This window comes from Martinezella rhizogenes (assembly GCF_027460065.1).
Classification (GTDB): Bacteria; Pseudomonadota; Alphaproteobacteria; order Rhizobiales; family Rhizobiaceae; genus Agrobacterium; species Agrobacterium rhizogenes_C.
The window spans coordinates 74,305-91,531 of record NZ_JAPYZZ010000011.1 but is presented as its reverse complement, the minus strand read 5'-3'; the positions used below and the strand labels follow the sequence as shown (position 1 = coordinate 91,531).

Here is a 17,227-nt window from a genome sequence, read left to right as displayed (position 1 = left end):
TTCAATCCAGAAGGTCGGCCGGAACCTTGCCGCCGTTTTCGGAGAGCTTCTTGATGACCGCCTTGTGCAGCCAGATATTCATGGTCGCCGAATCCGAGGTGTCGCCGGTGTAGCCCAGTTCGCTCGCCAGTTCCTTTCGGGCGGTGAGGCTGCTGTCCAGATCGAGCGCCTTCAGAAGATCGACGATCGAGTGTTTCCAGTCGAGCTTCTGTCCATTTTTCTTGACTGCCGCATCCAGAATGGAGGCGACGTCGACGCTGCCGGTGGACGCGGGGGCCGCGGTCGTCGGTGCCGGTGAAGCAGGCTGGGCCGGTGCTGCCGGGCTTGCAGTGGTTGTTGGTGTTCCGGCCGGGGCCGAAGTCTGCGGCGCGGCCTCGGCCTTGCCGAAAATCGCGTCCTTGATCTTGTTGAAAAAGCTCATTCTGTCTTCCCCTTATCTGCGAAATGCACGCCCGACGGCGATGAGAATGCAGGCACCGATGAAACCGGCGATGAGATAGCCAATCCAGCCTCCGAGCGAGACGCCGATGAGCCCCAGAAGGAAATTGGCGACGATGGCGCCGACAATGCCGAGGATGATGTTCATGAAAACACCCATATTGCTTTTCATGAACTGTTCGGCGAGCCAACCGGCTACGCCGCCGATGATGATTGCTGCAATCCAGCCAACTTGTGCGTCTTCCATAACAAGCCTTTCCTTTCTAGAGAGAGGTCATAGGCATATGGACCCGCATTTTTTGCGCACGTCCCCCCGCCTTGAATTGACCCCAGGCGATTATTAACGAAGACGCGGAACTTTTGTTCCGTAAGGCGTGCACGTTAGAGCAAACTCAACCCTGGCTCTCAAAATCCAGCCCGATATCGAGGACCGGCGCGCTATGGGTAATCCAGCCGATGGAGATGAGATCGACGCCGGTGGCGGCGATGGCAGGCGCCGTCTGCGGATTGATGCGGCCGGAGGCTTCGGTGATGGCGCGCCCGGCAACGATCTCCACCGCTTGGCGCAGCTGTTCCGGCGTCATGTTATCGAGAAGAACCGCGTCCACACCCTCTTCCATGGCCTCCTGCAACTGCACGAGCGTATCGACTTCCACCTCGATCTTGACGAGATGTCCGACGCCCTGCCTCGCACGGCGGATGGCCTCACGCACGCTGCCGGCAACGGCGATATGGTTGTCCTTGATCAGAACAGCATCATAAAGCGCAAAACGGTGGTTCATGCCGCCGCCGGCACGCACGGCATATTTTTCCAACGCCCGCAGCCCCGGCGTCGTCTTGCGAGTGCAGGCGACCGACGCTTTGGTGCCGGCAATGGCGGTGACGATTTCTGCGGTGACTGAGGCGATGCCCGAGAGATGGCCGAGGAAATTCAGCGCCGTGCGTTCCCCGGTCAAAAGCCCGCGTGACGGCCCTTCGATGGTTGCGATGATATCGCCGGATGCCACGGCCGCCCCATCCGCAATGTGCCTGCTCATCCTGATCGCCGGGTCCACAAGCTGGAAGGCGAGTTCCGCCGCATCGAGCCCGGCGATGACGCCCGGCTCCCGCGAAGCCATGACCACGACCGAGCGATGATCGGCGGGAATGACGGCGGTGGAGGTGATGTCGCCTGCAAGGCCGAGGTCTTCGAGAAGGGCGTTGCGAACGAGCGGTTCGACGATGAGGCGTGGCAGGGGGGAAAGGATCATGTCAGGCGCTCCGCGCGAAACCGGCTGTTGAAAGGCTGGAAGAAGAAAGCTCATGGGCGACGGTGACGACGTCGTTCAGGCTCAGTCGGCGTCTCATGGCCTTGGCGTCTTTCTGGGGAAAATCGTCACGGAAATGCGCGCCGCGCGATTCCCTCCGCAGGGCCGCGAAGACGGCGATGGAGAGTGCGACCACCGCCGGGTCGGATGCCGGGCCGTTCCGCTCGGCAAGCGGCAGCAAGTCCCTGATGGCTTCGGCCAATCCCGCGGCATGTCTGACAATGCCGAGATGACGGGAAACGATGGGCCTGACAGCGGTGAGATCGGCGGGCGAAAAATCAGCGGTCGCGTTGGGCGAGACGGCAGTCGCCGGTCTTGCCGCGGGTGCGGGCCGGCCGGCAATATCCTGCGCCGCGCGCATGCCCATCGCGGCGGCCTCCAGCAGCGAGTTGCTGGCAAGCCGGTTTGCGCCGTGAAGGCCGGTGCAGGCGGTTTCGCCCGCAACCCAGAGGCCCGGCACCGAGCTTCGGCCTTTATCATCAGTGGCGACGCCGCCCATGTGGTAATGCACGGCCGGACGGACCGGCACGAGTTCGCGGGCGGGGTCTATGCCCGCCTCGCGGCAAAGCAGGTCGATGGACGGGAAACGGCTGGAAAAACCGGAGCCGAGCGCCTGGCGGGCATCAAGAAAGACCCTGCCGCCGCGCAGGATTTCACGGTGAATGGCGCGGGCGACAATATCGCGCGACGCCAGTTCCGCGCCGGGCACTGCCGCCATGAACCTTTCGCCGTTTTCATTGAGAAGCAGTGCGCCTTCACCCCGCACCGCTTCGCTCACCAGCGCCAGTGGTCGCCGGGGAGAGGAAAGTGCTGTCGGGTGAAACTGCACGAATTCCATGTCGGCAAGGATGGCGCCGGCGCGGGCGGCGAGCATGATGCCCTGCCCGAAATTGCCGGAGGGATTGGTCGTGGCGTCATAAAGCCCTCCGAGACCGCCGGTGGCGAGAACGACCCGGCTTGCCGGCAGAAGGAAGCTGCCGTTCGGGCCGGCACAGGCGAGACCGGCGATGACGCCGTCTTCCGTCAACAGGCGGCGCACTTCCGTGCCTTCCAGAACCGTGATCGAAGGCGTACGGCGAACGGCATCCGCAAGAGCCCTGACGATCGCCGCACCCGACCCGTCGCCTTCGGCATGCAGAATGCGCCGCCGGCTATGGGCGGCTTCCAGCCCGAAGACATAGTTGCCGCCGGCGTCCCGGTCGAAGCGAACGCCTGCCCGCTCCAGCGCATCGATGACGGCGGGGGCGGCGGAAACGATACCAACCGCCAGATCTTCATCACAAAGGCCATCGCCCGCGGCGAGTGTATCGGCAAGATGAAGGGCCGCGCGGTCGTCAGGGCCGAGGCTGGCCGCGATGCCACCCTGCGCCCAGGCGCTGGAGGTTTCGCCGCCGAGCGCGCCGCGCGTCACAAGCAGCACCGGCTGCGGCGCCAGCGTCATCGCCGCCATCAGCCCGGCAATGCCGCTGCCGACGATGACCGTCCAGTCCCGCTGCAGCAAAAACTCGCTCATATCTGCAGCATCCTTTCCACGGCGCGACGGGCGGCACCGGCAATGGCTGGATCGACCGTCACTTCATGGCGATTTTCCTCCAGTGCCGTGCGGATATTGCCAAGCGTGATGCGCTTCATATGCGGGCAGAGATTGCAGGGGCGGATGAATTCGACATCGGGGTGATGCACGGCGACATTGTCGCTCATCGAGCATTCCGTCAGAAGCACCACGCGGGCAGGGCGCTCGCGGCCGACATAGTCCGACATGACGGCGGTGGAGCCGGAGAAATCCGCAGCGTCTACGACCTCGGGCGGACATTCGGGATGCGCCAGCACGATAACGCCGGGATGGCTTTCGCGCAGCTCCCTGATGTCATCGGCGGTGAAAAGCTCATGTACCTCGCAATGGCCACGCCAGGCGATCAGTTCGACATTGGTTTCCTTGGCGACGTTTTTCGCCAGATATTCATCCGGCAGCATCAGCACGCGCGGCACGCCGAGCGATTCCACCACCTGGCGGGCATTGCCTGACGTGCAGCAGATATCGGACGCCGCCTTCACCGCCGCTGACGTGTTCACATAGGTGACAACGGGCACGCCGGGATAGGCCTTGCGCAGAAGCGCGATGTCTTCGGGCGTGATGGAATCGGCGAGCGAGCAGCCAGCTGCCATATCCGGAATAAGCACGGTTTTTTCCGGATTGAGCAGCTTTGCCGTCTCGGCCATGAAATGCACGCCGGCCAGAACGATCACATCCGCTTCCACCTCCATTGCCTTGCGGGCAAGGGCGAGACTGTCCCCGACAATATCGGCGACGCCGTGGAAGATTTCCGGTGTCTGGTAATTATGGGCGAGGATGACGGCGTTGCGCTTGCGCTTCAATTCAAGGATTGCCTCCACATCATCCTGAAAGCCCATCCATTCGGCCTTGGGAATGACACGGGCGACGCGGTCATAAAGGCTGGCGGCGGAAATCTGCTCGTTCACGGTGCTCTCCCATTTATACTCTTTTTGAGTATATCTAGTGCGAACACATATTCTCATTGTGAGCATATGTCAATTGCGGGAGAGGGGCAGTTTCGTTCCGGAAAGGGCGCGTTCATCGAGAACGGTCTGGCGGAAGCGGAAAAGCTTTGCCGGGCGGCCGCCGGTTTCGGTCGCCATGTCACCGGTTTCTTCCACCAGCTGCTGCTGTTCGATCAGCCGGCGGAAATTCTGCTTGTGCAGCGTCAGCCCAGCCAGCGCCTCGATGGCGCGCTGCAATTGCAGCAGGGTGAAGCTGTCGGCCATCAACTCGAACACCACCGGCCGGTATTTGATCTTGGCACGCAGACGGGCGATGCCGGTGGCAAGGATGCGGCGGTGGTCGGCAAACATCGGCCTGCCGAAATTGATCCGCGGTTCGCCCTGCGCTTCCTCGACCAGTCCCGCCTCATACAGCAGCTCGTAACGCTGCAGGGTCAGTTCCTCGTTCCAGCCGCCGCCATCCAGCCCGAAGGTGAAATCGGCGCGCAGGTGACGCTGCACCCTGCTGGCGGGATCGGAATCGGCCCAGGCGCGCAGCCTGTCGATGACGCTGTCGAGAACATCAGGACGTCCTTGCCGATGGTCTTCCCACGGGAAATATTCGTACCAGCCGTGCCAGAAGGCGCTTTTGCCGCCATAAGCCTCCTGCTCGCGCACCAGACCGAGATAACCGATGGAGATCGTTCTGCCGCCCAGAATCTCGTTGTTGCGGTCGCGATCGGCGAAAGTATAGAGCTGTTCGAGATAACCGACGGGGTGATGGGTCTGTTCGTGAATCCATTCCCGCAGCCCGCTCTGGAGCGTCCTGTGGCCGAATTCGAACGGGCCCGAGGGAAGGGCCGCCCCTTCGCGAACGGTCATGACGCGTGGTTCATCCGTGGTGATGGCGGTGACGACGGCGATGAGTTCGGCATGGGCAAGCCCGATGGTCACGGCGGCTCCTCTGGTCGCTGGCTGCGGTATCAGCCTTCTTGGCACAGGAAGGTTGCTTCGCCAACATGGCGGCCGAAAAGGCCTGTCGATAAATGGCGGCGCGAAACGGGATTTCATCAGACAAAAGGATGAATTCTTGTGGTTAGCCGTCTGCCGTCATGTATGTTACAGACCCGACACAAGCATTTCAGACTGTAGAAGGCCGATGCTGGAAAACATATCTCTCGAAGAGACACTTGTGGGTTACTACACTTGGAACGTCGGGCAAAATCTGGTCTATCTGGATGCCGTGTCCGCCCGCCTGCGTGAGTTTTCCCCGGAAGAAGCCGCCCGCGGCATTCCGGTCGAGGATTTCATCGCGCAGATCGAGAGCGGCTCGCGGGCCCGCGTTGCCAAGGCGGTTTATAATTCGCTGACGAATGGCGTGTTCTACGATCAGGAATACCGCATTCGGCTCAAATCCGGCGGTTTTCGCTGGTTGCGGACGACGGGAAGAGTGATCCTGGATGGCGACCGTATCCCGATCATGGCCATGGGCACGGTGCGGGATGTCAGCGCGGGCAAGGTTTTATTGATGTGACACGCAGCCGGCCGCGGCTTTATGAGGCGGCCCATCTATTTTATGTCGTTCATTGTTTGATGTTGCGGTGACATGGTCCGGCAGATCGCAATTTTGCTGTTTCAGATCGTCCTGGCCGTTGGCCTTGGCATATCAGGCATCCGCATCGCCTCGCTTGTCAATGGTGAGGCGGCCTCTGCCCCGACGGGTCTGGCCGCCAATACGGAACTGCTGTGGACGACCGCGCCGGTGCGGGTGGATCCTCGCAGCCAGACTTACGAGCGTATTGCGACGCCGCCTGATCTCTATCCGCTGAAAATGCACGCCGATCAGCGCCTGCGGGTGATCTCCAGCAGCCGCTTCACCTTCAAGGGCGAGGAATTCCACCTCGCCGGCGTGGAGGAGATCGAACGCAACCGCGTCTGCACCGGCCCCGACGGCCGCCGTTACGCCTGCGGCCTTAACGCCTTCAAGGCGCTGCAGAACCGTCTGCGCGGCCGATATCTGGAATGTCGCGAGATGGGGGCGGAGGGCAGTACGCCCCGGTCTTTGGAGTGCCGGATCAACGGGCAGGATGTGCGGGCATTGTTGCAATAATAATTGCTTCAAGCCGCGTTGCGCAACGTGATAAACCGGTTGGTCTAATCGGGTATATTTTTGTCTGGGAAGATTTGGTGGAGCTAAGCGGGATCGAACCGCTGACCTCTTGCATGCCATGCAAGCGCTCTCCCAGCTGAGCTATAGCCCCATAAGGGTTCCGGCATTTCTTCCGGTTCCGGGAACCGAAGCGGTTGTTGTTCCGTTCGGTGGCGGCTTACTACTGCGGCTTTCCGGCGAGTGCAAGCATAAAAAACGGCCCGGCGTCATTTTTTTGTCGTCGGGCCGAATTATCAAGTAAAATCAAGCTTCTTCGTCGTCACCCGGTACGCCGATGATGCCGGACATGTCGTCATCATCATCTTCGTCATCGGTTTCGAGGAAGGTGTCGTCGTCGTCGTCGATTTCGACATCATCGTCGTCGTCGCCCAGATCAGGGATATCGTCGCCGCTGTTGTCGCCATCGGCATCTTCCAGCGACACGAGTTCGACTTCCGTGTTTTCGGCGTCGACTTCCGCCACTTCCTCTTCCTCAGCCTGCTCCATCTTGGCCTGAGCCGTGCTTTCCTCGAAGAAGGAGAGCGGCCAGGACTTGCCGGTGTAGGGAGAAACGACCGGATCGCGGTTCAGATCGTAGAACTTCTTGCCGGTATCGGGGTCTGTGCGCTTGGTACCAAGTTCCGCTTTTGCCACTGTCTAAGCCTCAAATTGTCGAATGAGTTTCGGTGTGTACGCCGTAAAACCGGCATAGACGGTAAAATTTATAGCCGGTCCCCTTAATCGTTGCGCTCTTTCGTGTCAAAGACAAACTTCGGGTGCCGCCTCCCCTGGCGCAAGCCCTATGCGTGAATGCTGATATAAAAAGGGGAGGCAGTGCACACTTTATTATATTGATAACGGATGCACGGGCGGAACGCTTCATGACCTTTACCATCGCCATAGACGGGCCGGCTGCGGCGGGCAAAGGAACTCTTTCGCGGAAGATCGCGGAGACCTATGGTTTTCATCATCTCGATACAGGGCTGACCTACAGGGCAACCGCCAAGGCGCTTCTGGATGCCGGCCTGCCGCTCGATAACGAGGCGGTTGCGGAAAAAATGGCGCTGGAACTGGACCTTGCGGGGCTCGACCGCGCCGTTTTATCCCGGCACGAGATTGGCGAGGCGGCCTCGAAAATTGCTGTCATGACGCCGGTGAGGCGCGCGCTCGTCAAGGCCCAGCAGCTTTTTGCCTTGAGGGAGCCGGGCACGGTGCTTGACGGACGTGATATCGGCACGGTGGTCTGCCCTGACGCGCCTGTGAAGCTTTACGTCACGGCCTCCGCCGATGTGCGGGCGCGGCGCCGTTACGATGAAATTTTGGCCAATGGTGGTAATGACGATTATGATGCCATTTTCGCCGAGGTGAAAAAGCGCGACGAGCGCGACATGGGCCGCGCCGACAGCCCGTTGAGGCCGGCGGAAGACGCGCACTTGCTAGATACGTCGGAAATGAGTATAGAGGCGGCGTTTCAGGCCGCGCGCACGATTATCGACGCCGCCCTGAAGAGATAGGTTTTTCGCGGAACGGCTTGCCGCCGCCCGCGTTTAGTCCGGAATTGCCTGAAGACATGTCCTTGCGCCGGAAAGCCTCTTGAAGAGGCGGGCATGGGTTCGGGTATCAACAACACTAGCCCACCGGCGCTTTGTATTCGCCCCCGTGCGGATGCATTCAGGAGATTTCATGTCAGTATCTACCCCCACGCGCGACGATTTCGCAGCTCTTCTCGAAGAATCCTTTGCCTCCAACGATCTTGCCGAAGGCTATGTTGCCAAGGGTATCGTCACGGCAATCGAGAAGGACGTCGCGATCGTTGACGTCGGTCTGAAGGTCGAAGGTCGTGTTCCGCTCAAGGAATTCGGCGCGAAGTCCAAGGACGGCACGCTGAAGGTCGGCGACGAAGTCGAAGTTTACGTCGAGCGCATCGAAAACGCTCTCGGCGAAGCTGTTCTGTCGCGCGAGAAGGCTCGCCGCGAAGAAAGCTGGGTCAAGCTCGAAGCCAAGTTCGAAGCTGGCGAGCGCGTCGAAGGCGTCATCTTCAACCAGGTCAAGGGTGGTTTCACCGTCGATCTGGACGGCGCTGTTGCCTTCCTTCCGCGTTCGCAGGTCGACATCCGTCCGATCCGCGACGTTACCCCGCTGATGCACAACCCGCAGCCCTTCGAAATCCTCAAGATGGACAAGCGCCGCGGCAACATCGTCGTTTCGCGCCGCACGGTTCTCGAAGAGTCCCGCGCCGAGCAGCGTTCTGAAATCGTTCAGAACCTCGAAGAAGGCCAGGTTGTTGACGGCGTCGTCAAGAACATCACTGATTACGGTGCGTTCGTTGACCTCGGCGGCATCGACGGCCTGCTGCACGTTACCGACATGGCATGGCGCCGCGTCAACCATCCTTCGGAAATCCTCAACATTGGCCAGCAGGTCAAGGTTCAGATCATCCGCATCAACCAGGAAACCCACCGTATCTCGCTCGGCATGAAGCAGCTCGAGTCCGATCCGTGGGATGGCATCTCCGCCAAGTACCCGGTTGGCAAGAAGATCTCCGGTACGGTCACGAACATCACCGACTACGGTGCATTCGTTGAGCTGGAGCCGGGCATCGAAGGCCTGATCCACATCTCCGAAATGTCCTGGACCAAGAAGAACGTACATCCCGGCAAGATCCTGTCCACGAGCCAGGAAGTCGACGTTGTCGTTCTCGAAGTCGATCCGTCCAAGCGCCGTATCTCGCTCGGTCTCAAGCAGACGCTTGAAAACCCGTGGCAGGCATTCGCTTACAGCCATCCGGCTGGCACGGAAGTTGAAGGTGAAGTCAAGAACAAGACCGAATTCGGCCTGTTCATTGGCCTCGAAGGCGATGTTGACGGCATGGTTCACCTGTCGGATCTCGACTGGAACCGTCCGGGCGAACAGGTCATCGAAGAGTTCAACAAGGGTGACGTCGTTAAGGCTGTCGTTCTCGATGTTGACGTCGAGAAGGAACGCATCTCGCTCGGCATCAAGCAGCTCGGCAAGGATGCTGTCGGTGAAGCCGCAACCTCCGGCGACCTGCGCAAGAACGCAGTCGTTTCGTGCGAAGTCATCGCCGTTAACGACGGTGGCGTGGAAGTGAAGCTCGTCAACCACGAGGACATCACCTCCTTCATCCGCCGCAACGACCTCGCACGCGATCGTGACGATCAGCGTCCGGAGCGTTTCTCGGTCGGTCAGGTTTTCGACGCCCGCGTCGTCAACTTCTCCAAGAAGGATCGCAAGGTCATGCTTTCGATCAAGGCTCTGGAAATCGCTGAAGAGAAGGAAGCCGTCGCACAGTTCGGTTCGTCCGACTCGGGCGCTTCGCTCGGCGACATCCTCGGCGCGGCTCTGAAGAACCGCGGCGAATAATCGCTTCGATCTTTTGACATGAAGAACCCGCCGGAATTTCCGGCGGGTTTTTTATTGGTCTCACGTTAAGCGGATGGGCGGGCGCAGCGATGCTCTTCTCAGAGCATGCCGCTCATCTTGAGATAATAATTCTCCGCGCTGTCGTCGGAAGCCGCTGCGGGCGTGCTTTCCTGCTCGTCGATCGCGTCATTGGCGGCGATACGTTCTTCCGTTCCTCCCTGATCATCGGAATTTTCAGCGTCAGCCTCGCCTTCCGCTTCCTCTTCGGAAAATGGGCCGCCGCCACGGGGTGGCGTTTCCGATTCATGATCCTCGTCCGCCGGGGGATAAGCGACGAGCGGCAGCGGCGTGCCGTCTTTTATGAGAGCAGCGGCGATCAGGGATTGCGAGGCCGATTGCTCCAGCATGGCCATTCTCGCTTCCGGATCCAATGTGCCACGGGGCAGCGGTTGGGCATCGGAGCGATGGGCCGTAGTCTCAGTTTCGTCGCCTGAAGGGCGGACTGCGGCCGTGGCGAGGGCGGCTTTTTCGGCGGGTTGGTTTTCGAGAGGCTGCGCCGGAACGCCTTCAGGCACCACGGGAAGCTGCTGTGTCGTGTTCTCTCTTGCGGGGAGTTTGCCGGTTGCGGCGGCCAGCAGGAGATTGGCGACGGTTTCGCCGTCGCGCTCCGCTTGGCCGGCGATGGACGGCGAGACTAAGCGGGCTTCCTTCTGCTCGATCTTCATCATCTCGCGATGCGGAAGGGCAGGGCGTGTCTCGCTCGCTTCCGCGCGTCCCAGATTGGCCGGGCGCGGCTCTGCCGGGATTTCTTTGGGCAGCGCGCTGTCCGGCTGTGGTGGAAGCGGACGCAGCGTGTTTTCTGTTCTCGCACCGGGTTTCGTCGCATCGCTGGGCGGTTCGGCTGTGTCGGCAGGCGGGGCGGCAAGAGGGGCGCGCGCATCCGGCTGTGCGGTCAGCGCCGCCACCGTGGCCTTCACTGCTGCGCCGCTGAAGGCGAGCGGGCCGATGAGCAGGGGCAGCAGCCGGCTCGCTATCACGGAACTCGCCGGCTGTGCCGTCGCCGCCGGGTTCTGTCGGCTTTCCGCATTCTGGCTCGGAGCGTTCGGCTGTTTCGGCTGGACGGGCTGTGCAGGAGCGGGATTGTTCTGCTGATAGGAAGACACGACCGCCTTGGTCGCAAGATCCATTCCCCTGTAGCGAGAAAGCTCGATCAGCAATGCCAGCCGGGCGGCATCCGGCCCTGTCGGCTGTTTCAGGATTTCTGCGAGCATCGCAAGCGTCAGGCCCTGCAGGGCTTTTCCGACCTGCTGTTCCAGCGCCTGGCGCTGGGCTGCAGGCAGGGTGCGAAGGGCCTCCGTCAGCCGCGTCACATAGGTCTCTATGGCTTCGCCATCCCGCCTGGGCAGGTTCATCAGCTTGCCCAGCGCTTCCGCCAGAACTGCCGTGCTGCGGGAAAGCTGGAATTCGCTGGTAAGGGAGGCGATTGCGGCGCGGGCGAAAAGGTTGCTGCTATTTTCAGGGGTGGGATCGCTCGTCTGCGGCGGTACGGCTTCCTTCACCTGCGCACGCGGTGTCAGCGGTAAGTGAGTGCCATAGGCGGCATCGGCTGCCGCGATTTTCGGTACAGGCGGTAACATGCTGCGCTCCGTTCCTATCGGTGACCGCGGCTGGCTGCGAAAGAACCAATCCCCATTGGCTCTCTGATCCGCATCTGGCTTGAATATAGAAAAATCGCCGCGCCGGTGATGTACAGGTGTCATCTCGCCCGCTCATGCGGGAGCGCCATATGCGCCACGGCCGTTATGCCGGTTTCTGCGCATACAGAATCATCTGGCTCAATCTTGGCTTGCACATATTAAGATTTGGCTAACCAACGCATTGCGCACGACGGCGCGCTCAGGGTGAGATGCCGATGAACATGCGGTAAAGGCCGTTGTCGTCGGAGTTGACAGAGGAAATATGGTCGGGATCGCTGGTTGCGGCCTCGAAAGCCTCGGGCGGCATGGCGTCGAGCCAGCTCGCTTTGGGAAGGCGTCGTTCCGGTTGCATCTCCACGGGCGCGATGGGCTGGTCCTCGTCGCCGGCTGCGGCAAAGGCCGCGTCATCGGGAACGAGTGGCGGGGCGGCCATGGACAGCAGTGCCTGCGCCGCATCGGGCTCGTTGTCGTAAACGAAGCTGCCGGATAGGCCGGAAATATCGGTCATGTCTGAACTCACATCATGTTTCGCTCAAGTGACGTCGCAAGCGGCAATCATGCCGCCTTTTTCTTCAGCAGTTCGTAAAGGCCATTGTCGTCGATCGAGATCGGCAGAATGGCGGTGCGGGCGTCTTTGACGAGCCCCTGCGCATCGAGCAGTTTTTTGGCGTCATTTTCCGCATCTGCGGGATTGGCAGCCGCTTCTGTGTTTGCGGGGTCATTTTCGTTTTCAGCCGGGGCGGCGTCTTCCTTCGGTGTCGCCGCAAGCACCGAGATCAGTGCGGTTTCCGATGAAATATCGACCGGCTTCTGCGTGTCGGCACCTTCTGTTTCGTCGTCCTTGGACGCATCGATATGCTCCTTCACGACGTCCTGAAGTTCCTGCACGTCTTCAAGCTTGCCCTGCACATCGAGGGCCCTGATATCCTTTTCGCGCTCGGCCTTCACCTCGGCATCGTTGATTTCGCCGATGCGTTCTTCACCACGCTTGGCCTGCAACTCTTCCTTGGTCTTCGGGTCCGCGACATCTTCGAGGCGCTGGATGATCTTCAGGGTTTCCCGCGTCATGAAGCGGGTGCCCTGCGCCTGATCGTTCAGGGCATCTTTTACGGCGCGCGCCTCGTCGCCATAGGGGTTGGTGATGGCGGCGATCATCTGCCGGGCGGAGATGCCGAGTTGTTTGAGGCCGGTGGATTCTTCGAGATCGCTGACATTTTTCGGCAAGGTCGCGCGCATCGCCATGATGGCTTTCGACATCTGCTCGCCAAAATCCTCTTCCTTGCCCGTCAGGCCGGCGCTCTTTGCGATACGGGCGGCGAGGGCGGCCATGGGATCGGTCTTGGCGGTGACGCCGTTGTTCAGCACATCCGTGACCTGCGTTTCCGAAACGCCGAAGGAGGTCAGGGAAATCGTCGTGGCTTTTCCCTGCGCATCGGTCTTTTCGAAATTGTCGGTGAGGGTCAGCGCATCCTGAAGCCGCCGGGCGAAGGAGAAACTCGACTCGTCGGCTTCCTGCGTGACGCCGAGGGCGGAGGAAAAGCGCGAGACGAGGGATGCGAAAGCATCGGCGTTCGGCTTCATGATGCCGAACAGGTAGGAACTTATCTTTTCATTGGCGACGCGATGGCTTTCGTCCGGTTGCGGCTGGGTTTTGACCGCATCGTCCTTTTTGGTGCCGTTCGCCTTTTCACGCTCTTCGCGCTGACGGTCCTCGATGGCTTCCACCATCGATCGCATGAGGTCGCTGACTGCAATGCCCGCCGTCTGCTGTAGCGGAGTGATCATCCTTCAAAGTCCCCGGCCGCCCAAAGTTGCGGCCGAGAATAGGCAATTTCGGTAAATCAGTGCTTAAGCGAAGTGCAGCTGCACTCAGCTATGGGCGAAAATATCCGTTTCGTCCCAGCCGAGAAGATCAAGCTTCGCACGGGTCGGCAGAAAGGCGAAACAGGCGTCGGCATGCTCGATGCGGCCATCACGAATAAGGCGCGCCGTCAGCTTGTCGCGCAGGGCATGCAGATAGAGCACGTCGGAGGCGGCATATTCGAGCTGTGCGGGCGACAGCGTCTCGGCCGCCCAGTCTGAGGATTGCTGCGCCTTGGAAATATCGACTTCCAGCATTTCCTTGAGATTGTCCTTCAGCCCATGCCGATCTGTGTAGGTGCGGCAGAGGCGCGAGGCGATCTTGGTGCAGAAAACCGGCGTGGTCGTCACACCGAAGGTGTGGAAGAGAACGGCGATATCGAAACGGCCATAGTGAAAAATCTTCTGGCGGGCGGGATCGGCCAGCATATGGACGAGGTTTGGGGCCTGCCTCTGGCCGGCGGCGATGCGGATGACATCCGCCGTGCCGTCGCCGGACGAAAGCTGCACGACGCAGAGACGGTCGCGGCGCGGCACCAGCCCCAGCGTTTCCGTATCGATGGCGATGGCGCCCTTGTAGCGCGCGGCATCTTCGGCGGAAATATCGCCTTCGTGATAACGGATGGTGGCTGCCATGTCTTGCTCCGGAAATTTCCTGTCTGTGGCACCGGCTATAAAGGAAAGAGCGTCTGGGCGATACCGCTTTATGGACCGTTTCCGTGCTGCTGCGGCTTGCCTTTGCGAAACACCCCGGGTTAGTTTCGGATCATCCTTTCCTGACAGATCGCATGAATTCCCGATGACAAAGAAAATCTATCTCGCCGGCCCGGAAGTCTTTCTCCCGAATGCGCGTGAAATGCTCGACCTCAAGGCGTCGCTGGCGCGGGAGGCAGGATTTATCCCGCTTTCCCCGGGTGACCTGCAGATTCCGCCGGCGGATACACGGATCGGCCATGGCTGCAATATCAATGAAGTCGACGAGCGGATGATGCTGGAAGCCGATGCGGTGATTGCCAATCTCACCCCGTTCCGCGGCATCGCCGCCGATACCGGGACGAGCTACGAACTGGGCTTCATGTGTGCGCTGGGCAAGCCGGTTTTCGCTTATACCAACGTCGCCGCCAATCATTTCACCCGCATCAAGGCGCATTATAGCGACGTTGTGGCGCTGGATGAAACGGGCCGGTATCGCGGCCCGGACGGGCTGTCGATCGAGAATTTCGACATGGTCGACAATCTCATGCTGCATGGCGGAATTTTGCGGCGCGGCGGCGTGATCATCGTTGGCGATGCGCCGGAAGAGGCGCTTTATACGGATCTCACCGCCTACAGACGCGGTCTCGCGGCGGCGGCTGAAAAATTACTGACACAGACTGACCCTGAAAAAACTGATATAGTGGAGGCATCATCATGAGCGGCACCATCCTCATCACCGGCGCGACGTCCGGTTTCGGGCAGGCCACGGCGCGGCGTTTCGTCAAGGAAGGCTGGAAGGTCATCGGCACGGGTCGGCGGGCGGAACGGCTGGCGGCCCTTTCGGCCGAACTCGGCTCGGCCTTTCATGGTGTCGCTTTCGACATTACCGACGAGGATGCGACCGAAAAGGCGCTGGCGGCTTTGCCTGATGGTTTCAGGGATATCGACATTCTCGTCAACAATGCCGGTCTTGCGTTGGGCACCGCGCCCGCACCGCAGGTGGCGCTGAAGGACTGGCAGACCATGGTGGACACCAACATCACCGGTCTTCTGAACATCACCCATCATCTTCTGCCGACGCTGATCCAACAGAAGGGCATTGTCGTCAATCTCTCGTCGGTGGCCGCGCATTACCCCTATTTGGGTGGCAATGTGTATGGCGGCACCAAAGCCTTCCTGCGGCAGTTCTCGCTCGGTCTTCGCTCCGACCTGCACGGCAAGGGTGTCAGGGTAACCTCGATCGAACCCGGCATGTGCGAAACGGAATTCACGCTGGTGCGCACCGGCGGCAATCAGGAAGCCTCGGATAATCTCTACAAGGGCGTCAATCCGATTACGGCCGACGATGTCGCCAACACGATCTATTGGGTCGCCTCGCAGCCGAAGCATATCAACATCAACAGCCTTGAACTGATGCCCGTCAATCAGTCCTTCGCCGGTTTCCAGGTCTATCGGGAAAGCTGATTTCTCAACGATTTCTGTAGGAGTGCCAAAAAACAAAGCAGGAATTTTCGAGCTATGCAGAAATGCAATGCTGCATTGCGAGACTTGCTCTGGAAAAAATCGCTGAGACCGCTATATTCAAATCATCGAAGCGACGCACTCCTCCTCCCAGTGTCGCTCGATGTGGATCGGTGGTACTCCTCCTCCCAATCACCGATCAAGTTTGAAGCCTGCCGCACCTCCTCCCGCGGCAGGCTTTTTCCTTTTCTGGGCATTTTTTTCTTCTGGTGTTTTTGCGGCGTCCCGGCTCTGTTCGGGACGTGGGGCATATTACCCTTGGATTTCCGGGGGAATTTCATATTTCGGCGTCAAGGCAAGCTGCGCGGGAATCCGGCGTGCGTCGATCACGATTTCGTTATGTCTAGATGAATATGCACAGTTTTGTGGCGCTGCACCCTGCCAGCCCATTGCTTAGGCCCATGCCTGTGTTTAAGCATGTGGAAAAGAACGCTTGGGAGGCTGCCGGCACGCTTGTGTCCGTGAGCCCGAAAGCGGCGGGGAGAGAATGGCAGAGTTTCAAGAGGCGCTGAAGCGATTTCAGCCGATCGCGGTTCCATCGATCGCTGAAGACGAGTTCAGGTTGCGGCTACGCGGCCTTCAGGCGCGGATGATCCAGCAAAATGTGAAGGCGGTCTGGCTCGATGCATCATCGTCGCTGACTTATTATACCGGTCTGTCGCTTGGCCTTTCCGAGCGTATTCACGGTGCCGTCATTCCTGCCGAGGGTGCGCCGCTTTATATCAGCCCGACCTTTGAAGAGCCAAAACTGCAGACACTCATCCGCATTGCGGGTGAAGTTGCCGTCTGGGAAGAGGATGAAAGTCCCTTTGACCTGATGGTAAACCGCATTGGCGCATTTTCCTGTCCCGGTCATTTCGTCGCCATCGATCCCGCAACGCCCTTTGTCTTTGCATCGGCCCTGATGCAGCACCTGGAAGGCCGGATCATTTCCGCCCAGCCGATGATCGTAGCCCAGCGGCAGGTCAAGTCCGCGGCCGAGATCGCCCTCATCCAGACGGCGATGGATGCAAGCTATGGCGTGCAGAAGGCTGTCTTCGACGGGCTGCGTCCGGGTATCTCCACCACCGAAGTCGCCGATTTCGTTAATGCCGCCCATATTGCGCTCGGTCTGAAGCCGCTTTTCGTGGCGGTGCAGTTCGGCGAGGCGACAGCCTATCCGCATGGCGTGCCCTATGCACAGACGCTCGTGGAAGGCGATATGGTGCTGGTCGATCTCGGTGGCATTCTTCACGGCTATCGTTCCGATATCACCCGCACCTATGTCTACGGCAAGCCGACCGAGCGCCAGCGTTTTCTCTGGAACGCCGAACGTGACGCACAGGCTGCGGCCTTTGCGGCTGCCCGCCTCGGTGCTGCCTGCCAGGATGTTGATAGGGCTGCGCGCGAAAGCCTGAGAGCGGCCGGTTTCGGGCCGGATTATCAGGTTCCGGGCCTGCCGCACCGCACCGGTCACGGGCTTGGGCTGGATATTCACGAAGAACCCTATATCGTTGCAGCAAATGCCACGGTTCTCGAACCGGGCATGTGTTTTTCCATCGAGCCGATGCTGTGCGTTTATGGCGAATGCGGGGTCCGTCTCGAGGATATAGCTTATATGACGGAGGCAGGACCGCGTTGGTTCTGCCCACCGGAGAAGAACCTCGATCGGCTGTTTCAGCCGGTCGCCGGGTAAT

At 60.2% G+C, this 17,227-nt stretch carries 18 protein-coding genes and 1 tRNA gene; 7 read left to right on the top strand and 12 right to left on the bottom strand.

Features of this window, described 5'->3' with window-relative positions; genetic code table 11:
- Position 1 precedes the first annotated feature (1 nt).
- The 6 genes from O8B93_RS17495 to O8B93_RS17470 form a co-directional block, all read right to left on the bottom strand.
- A complete protein-coding gene (locus O8B93_RS17495) occupies positions 2-421 on the bottom strand; it encodes a DUF3597 domain-containing protein (protein ID WP_269711188.1) in 420 nt (139 codons plus the stop codon).
- Between the two features lie 12 nt (positions 422-433).
- Complete coding sequence (locus tag O8B93_RS17490; protein ID WP_046801707.1) at positions 434-685, bottom strand: GlsB/YeaQ/YmgE family stress response membrane protein; 252 nt, start codon at positions 683-685, stop codon at positions 434-436.
- A 145-nt stretch (positions 686-830) separates the two neighbouring features.
- On the bottom strand, positions 831-1,688 hold the full coding sequence (gene nadC, locus O8B93_RS17485) for a carboxylating nicotinate-nucleotide diphosphorylase (RefSeq protein ID WP_269711187.1): 858 nt from the start codon (positions 1,686-1,688) through the stop codon (positions 831-833).
- Between the two features lies 1 nt (position 1,689).
- The gene (locus O8B93_RS17480) at positions 1,690-3,258 is read right to left on the bottom strand and encodes an L-aspartate oxidase (RefSeq protein ID WP_269711186.1); all 1,569 of its coding nucleotides are present in this window, start codon (positions 3,256-3,258) and stop codon (positions 1,690-1,692) included.
- Positions 3,255-4,226 carry a quinolinate synthase NadA gene (nadA, locus tag O8B93_RS17475; protein ID WP_006313817.1) on the bottom strand — a complete coding sequence of 324 codons (972 nt, stop codon included), beginning with the start codon at positions 4,224-4,226 and terminating at the stop codon, positions 3,255-3,257. The genes O8B93_RS17480 and nadA overlap by 4 nt, the downstream gene beginning before the upstream one ends.
- A gap of 69 nt (positions 4,227-4,295) precedes the next feature.
- The gene (locus O8B93_RS17470) at positions 4,296-5,198 is read right to left on the bottom strand and encodes an NUDIX hydrolase (RefSeq protein WP_269711185.1); all 903 of its coding nucleotides are present in this window, start codon (positions 5,196-5,198) and stop codon (positions 4,296-4,298) included.
- A gap of 205 nt (positions 5,199-5,403) precedes the next feature.
- Here O8B93_RS17470 and O8B93_RS17465 point away from each other — a divergent pair, with 205 nt between their 5' ends.
- Complete coding sequence (locus O8B93_RS17465) at positions 5,404-5,778, top strand: PAS domain-containing protein (RefSeq protein ID WP_309568509.1); 375 nt, start codon at positions 5,404-5,406, stop codon at positions 5,776-5,778.
- A gap of 72 nt (positions 5,779-5,850) precedes the next feature.
- Positions 5,851-6,354 carry a thermonuclease family protein gene (locus O8B93_RS17460; protein ID WP_269711183.1) on the top strand — a complete coding sequence of 168 codons (504 nt, stop codon included), beginning with the start codon at positions 5,851-5,853 and terminating at the stop codon, positions 6,352-6,354.
- A 75-nt stretch (positions 6,355-6,429) separates the two neighbouring features.
- Here O8B93_RS17460 and O8B93_RS17455 read toward each other — a convergent pair.
- Together O8B93_RS17455 and O8B93_RS17450 are read right to left on the bottom strand one after the other, a co-directional pair.
- Positions 6,430-6,505 (bottom strand) — tRNA-Ala (locus tag O8B93_RS17455).
- Between the two features lie 152 nt (positions 6,506-6,657).
- Positions 6,658-7,047 (bottom strand): TIGR02300 family protein, encoded by a 390-nt coding sequence (locus tag O8B93_RS17450; protein WP_269711182.1) that lies wholly within the window; start codon positions 7,045-7,047, stop codon positions 6,658-6,660.
- A gap of 227 nt (positions 7,048-7,274) precedes the next feature.
- On the opposite strand from O8B93_RS17450, the gene cmk reads away from it, so the two are divergent.
- Positions 7,275-7,907, top strand: a complete 633-nt coding sequence (cmk, locus tag O8B93_RS17445) for a (d)CMP kinase (RefSeq protein ID WP_269711181.1) — start codon at positions 7,275-7,277, stop codon at positions 7,905-7,907.
- 169 nt (positions 7,908-8,076) lie between these two features.
- Entirely contained in the window at positions 8,077-9,777 is a 1,701-nt protein-coding gene (rpsA, locus tag O8B93_RS17440; protein WP_269711180.1) for a 30S ribosomal protein S1, read from the top strand.
- Between the two features lie 98 nt (positions 9,778-9,875).
- Here the strand turns inward: rpsA and O8B93_RS17435 are convergent, their stop codons facing one another.
- The 4 genes from O8B93_RS17435 to O8B93_RS17420 all read right to left on the bottom strand — a co-directional run bounded on the left by O8B93_RS17435 (position 9,876) and on the right by O8B93_RS17420 (position 13,970).
- The gene (locus tag O8B93_RS17435) at positions 9,876-11,414 is read right to left on the bottom strand and encodes a hypothetical protein (RefSeq protein WP_269711179.1); all 1,539 of its coding nucleotides are present in this window, start codon (positions 11,412-11,414) and stop codon (positions 9,876-9,878) included.
- 259 nt (positions 11,415-11,673) lie between these two features.
- The gene (locus tag O8B93_RS17430) at positions 11,674-11,982 is read right to left on the bottom strand and encodes a hypothetical protein (protein WP_269711178.1); all 309 of its coding nucleotides are present in this window, start codon (positions 11,980-11,982) and stop codon (positions 11,674-11,676) included.
- A 47-nt stretch (positions 11,983-12,029) separates the two neighbouring features.
- Positions 12,030-13,259, bottom strand: a complete 1,230-nt coding sequence (locus O8B93_RS17425) for an Ig-like domain-containing protein (protein WP_269711177.1) — start codon at positions 13,257-13,259, stop codon at positions 12,030-12,032.
- An 84-nt stretch (positions 13,260-13,343) separates the two neighbouring features.
- A complete protein-coding gene (locus O8B93_RS17420) occupies positions 13,344-13,970 on the bottom strand; it encodes a ribonuclease D (RefSeq protein WP_269711176.1) in 627 nt (208 codons plus the stop codon).
- A gap of 163 nt (positions 13,971-14,133) precedes the next feature.
- On the opposite strand from O8B93_RS17420, the gene O8B93_RS17415 reads away from it, so the two are divergent.
- From O8B93_RS17415 to O8B93_RS17405, 3 genes are all read left to right on the top strand, one after another.
- Positions 14,134-14,748, top strand: a complete 615-nt coding sequence (locus tag O8B93_RS17415; protein WP_269711175.1) for a nucleoside 2-deoxyribosyltransferase — start codon at positions 14,134-14,136, stop codon at positions 14,746-14,748.
- The gene (locus O8B93_RS17410) at positions 14,745-15,494 is read left to right on the top strand and encodes an SDR family oxidoreductase (RefSeq protein WP_269711174.1); all 750 of its coding nucleotides are present in this window, start codon (positions 14,745-14,747) and stop codon (positions 15,492-15,494) included. The genes O8B93_RS17415 and O8B93_RS17410 overlap by 4 nt, the downstream gene beginning before the upstream one ends.
- Positions 15,495-16,038: 544 nt before the next feature.
- Entirely contained in the window at positions 16,039-17,226 is a 1,188-nt protein-coding gene (locus O8B93_RS17405; RefSeq protein WP_269711173.1) for a M24 family metallopeptidase, read from the top strand.
- The last annotated feature ends 1 nt before the right edge of the window (position 17,227 follow it).